The organism is Actinoplanes sp. NPDC048791 (genome assembly GCF_040650095.1).
Classification (GTDB): Bacteria; Actinomycetota; Actinomycetes; order Mycobacteriales; family Micromonosporaceae; genus Actinoplanes.
In genome coordinates this window covers 1-3,599 of sequence record NZ_JBEZGQ010000854.1, presented here as the reverse complement: position 1 = coordinate 3,599, position 3,599 = coordinate 1, and the positions used below count along the sequence as shown (strand labels likewise).

The 3,599-nt window shown below is 71.3% G+C and carries 5 protein-coding genes; 3 read left to right on the top strand and 2 right to left on the bottom strand.

Going from position 1 to position 3,599, the window contains the following annotated elements:
- Both AB0C29_RS38430 and AB0C29_RS38425 read left to right on the top strand, forming a co-directional pair.
- On the top strand, positions 1–312 hold a 312-nt coding region (locus AB0C29_RS38430), incomplete at its 5' end, for a glycosyltransferase (protein ID WP_360831274.1).
- A 7-nt stretch (positions 313–319) separates the two neighbouring features.
- Positions 320–910, top strand: a complete 591-nt coding sequence (locus AB0C29_RS38425) for a TetR/AcrR family transcriptional regulator (RefSeq protein WP_360831271.1) — start codon at positions 320–322, stop codon at positions 908–910.
- On the opposite strand, the gene AB0C29_RS38420 is transcribed toward AB0C29_RS38425, so the two are convergent.
- Positions 907–2,007: a Gfo/Idh/MocA family oxidoreductase gene (locus tag AB0C29_RS38420; protein WP_360831268.1), complete on the bottom strand. Its 1,101-nt coding sequence runs from the start codon at positions 2,005–2,007 to the stop codon at positions 907–909. The two genes, AB0C29_RS38425 and AB0C29_RS38420, sit on opposite strands and share 4 nt — an antisense overlap.
- Positions 2,004–2,762 carry a TIM barrel protein gene (locus AB0C29_RS38415; protein WP_360831265.1) on the bottom strand — a complete coding sequence of 253 codons (759 nt, stop codon included), beginning with the start codon at positions 2,760–2,762 and terminating at the stop codon, positions 2,004–2,006. Before AB0C29_RS38415 ends, AB0C29_RS38420 begins: the two co-directional genes overlap by 4 nt.
- Positions 2,763–3,150: 388 nt before the next feature.
- On the opposite strand from AB0C29_RS38415, the gene AB0C29_RS38410 reads away from it, so the two are divergent.
- Positions 3,151–3,564: a hypothetical protein gene (locus tag AB0C29_RS38410; RefSeq protein WP_360831263.1), complete on the top strand. Its 414-nt coding sequence runs from the start codon at positions 3,151–3,153 to the stop codon at positions 3,562–3,564.
- The last annotated feature ends 35 nt before the right edge of the window (positions 3,565–3,599 follow it).

Genomic DNA, 3,599 nt, shown 5'->3' with positions numbered 1-3,599 from the left:
GACGTGGCGCTGGCGCCCGGACCGATCGAGACGTTCGGCCTGGCCGCGCTCGAGGCCCTGGCCAGCGGTACGCCAGTGGTGGTCAGCGCCTCGAGCGCGTTGCCGGAAGTGATCGGGACGGCCGGGGTGGCCGCCACGACCGACGCCTCCTACGGCGCCGCGGTCCGCGCCCTGCTCGACCGCCCGGACCGCCGGATCGCCGCCCGCGCGCAGGCCGAACGGTTCCCCTGGTCAGCGTCGGTGGCCGGCTTCCTGTCGATCATCACCGCAGGCCGGGCGCGCGCCAGTCGACGAGCCGCCGGTACGGCATGATGGCCGGGTGACCGGGGGCTATCTGAAGGGCCGGATCCGTCGGGAGGACATCATCACGACGGCCGTCGCCGTGTACGCGGAGACCGGCTACCACGGCTCGTCCCTGCGCGAGATCGCCCGCCGCGTCGGCATCACCCACGCCGGCCTGCTGTACTACTTCCCGACCAAGGAGTCGCTGCTCGCCGCCGTGCTGGAGCGCCGGGACGCGCAGGACACCGAGCGGGAGCGCCTGGCCGTACCGCCCGGCCGGGAGGCCCTGGCCCACCTGGTCGCGCTGGCCGAGCACAACGTCCGGCACCCCGGCATCGTCGACGTGTACGCCCGGCTGGCCGCCGAAGCAGTCGCGGCGGACCATCCCGCGCACGACTACTTCGAACGGCACTACCGGATGGCCCGCGACTACGCGACCGCCTCGTTCCGGGTGCTGGCCGGGCAGGGCGAGCTGCGCGCCGGCGTCGACCCCGAGCACGCGGGCCTGAACATGGTCGCCCTGATGGACGGCCTCCAGGTGCAGTGGCTGTCCAATCGCAGCGCGGTCGACCTGGTCGGTGCGCTGCGTTCCTACGTCCAGGACCTGATCACCGTCCCGCTGGATTAGAGCGTCCGAGCGTAGGGATCCCAGTCGGCCGGCAGGGCGGGTGGCGTGTCGGCTGTGCTCTGCACGACCACCGGCCGCCGGTCGGCGATGGACTCCTCGATCGACTGCATCGCGTCGAGCACGTGGTAGGCGAGCGCTCCCGAGGCGCGTTCGGGCACGCCGGCCCGGATCGCGCGGGCCAGCTCGAGGACGCCGGTGCCGCGCGAGCCCTGATGCCCCTGCGGAGCCAGTTCCTGCGGGTCGCCGCCGGCCAGCAGGTGCAGCTGGGTGGGGCCGTCGAATCTGTTCGGGTCGGGCAGGACGGCGGTGCCCAGCGTGCCGGCGACTTCCAGGGTGGTCCGGGGCAGGGCCGAGTCGAAGGTCAGCACCACCTGCGCGGAGCCGCCCCGGCTGAACTCCAGCAGAGCGGTGACGGTGGTCGGGACGGTGACCGGGAATTCCGTACCGGCTCGGGGGCCGGAGCCGATCACCCGGGTCTCGCGGGCCCGTCCGCCGGTCGCGGTGACCCGGCCGATCGGTCCGAGCAGCTGCACCAGCGCGGTCAGGTAGTACGGGCCCATGTCCAGCAGGGGACCGCCGCCGGTCTGGAACAGGAACTCCGGCGCGGGATGCCAGCTCTCCGGCCCGGGTGACTGGAACAGGGCCAGCGCCGTCCGGGGCTCACCGATCCGGCCGGCGTCGACGGCCCGGCGCGCGGTCTGCAGGCCCGCACCGAGCACTGTGTCCGGTGCGCTGGCCACCCGCAGGTCCAGCTCGCGGGCCCGGTCCAGGAGTTTGCGGGCGGACGGGCGGTCCAGCGCGAGCGGCTTCTCCGCCCACACGTGCTTTCCGGCCTCCAGGGCGGCCAGACCCACGTCGACGTGCGCGGCCGGGATGGTGAGGTTGACGACGAGCTCGATCGCCGGGTCGGCGAGCAGCTCCTGGGCCGTACCCGCCGCGGGGACCCCGTGCTTGGCCGCCTGCGCGGCGGCCCGGGCGGTGTCCAGGTCGGCGACCATGCGGACGTCGAGATCCGGGAAGCTGGTCAGATTACGCAGGTAGGTCTCGCTGATCGTGCCGGCCCCGATGACGCCGACCCGGACCGCTCCGTCGCTCACTGCCCCTCCCCGTCCTGCTCCTCGTGGTCGCGCAGGAACGCCAGACTGGCCCCGAGCGCGGTGAAGATGTCCCCGTCGTAGCGGTCGAACTCGATGACGCGCAGGGCCTGCGGCGCCGCGGCCAGGACCTCGAGGACGGGGACCCGGCCCTGACCGGCGGGAACCTGGCCGGAGCCGTCGGTGGCGAGGTCGCCGTCCTTCACGTGGAGCGCGCGCACCCGGTCGCCGAGGCGGCGGAGCAGGGCCGGCGCCTCCGCGCCGCCGGCCGTCGCCCAGTACGTGTCCACCTCGAGGACCACGGCCGGGTCGAGCTGCTCGGCGAGCACCTCGAAGGCGGTCCGGTCGGCGATCCGGGACTGGAGCTCCCAGAAGTGGTTGTGGTAGCCGACCGTGACGCCGTGCGCGGCGGCCACCTTCGCGGCGTCGTTGAGCGCGGCCGCGGTGGCGGCGATGTCGGCGGGGTCCTGCCAGCGGGCCGGCTCGACCATGGGGTCGATGACGATGCCGATGCCCAGTTCGGCGGCGGCGGCGAACACCGCGGGCTGGTCGATGCGCTGGTCGAGGAGCTGGGCGTGGGCGGTCGGCGCGGTCAGCCCGTGGGCCGGCAGGGCGGTGCGCAACGCGGCGAGGTTCTCCCGCACGCCGTACGGCTCGACCTGGGTGAAGCCGAGGCCGGCGAGCCGGGCGAGGGTGCCGGCGGGGTCGTGGGCGAAGGCGTCTCGGACTGAGTACAGCTGGACGGAAAGCTTGCTCATCGCTACCTCCAAGCGGTCTTCATCTTTTCTACCAGCTGGTCAAAATTGACACCAGAGAGTGCTCGCTTGATCAAGTAATCGGCATGATCCACCGGTTTTATCGCGCGTCGCTATTTCGCGGCAATAAGAGAGGAATGACCGCGTCGCCAATGGGTAAGAACCGGTCCTAATAGGCCGAAAGTATGAGCCCTTGTGACCGCCGGTTGAGCGCTCATCGGCCGTTCGGTGGATTAGTCGACGCGGGGAACGATTTTCGGGTTTTCTGCCCGGTATGCACGCGACACGGAATATCACCTAATCGGGTTAATGTGGACGTAGGTCCACAATTCCGGCACTGGATCATGATTCTGTGGATCTAGCAATAAACCTGCCGAGAAAAGGTGGTTCCATGAGTAAGGCAACACGAATGCTGGCCATGACCGGAATGGCGCTGGTCGCCGGTGCGACGATGGCCGCCGGCCCCGCCGCGGCGTCCTCGTCGACCGCCCAGGGAACCACGGCCGCCACGCAGAGCACCCAGCAGCAGGCGAAGACCGACCGCGGCCGTGACCGTGACTGGGTCGCCGGCTACTACCGCACGCGCCTCCAGTGCGAGCGGGTCGGCCGGATCGGCGAGCGCTTCGACCGCTGGGACGACTACGAGTGCGAGCGCGTGCGTCGTGGCTTCCGGGTGATCTGGCGCCTCGACGTCGAGCGTGACTGGAACGGTGGCGGTCACCACAACGGTGGCGGCCACGACTGGGACAACGGCAACGACCACCACGGTGGCGGCCACTGGAACAACAACCGCCCGCGTCGCTGACGCCCAGCACCAACTGACCCGACACAACGTCGCCG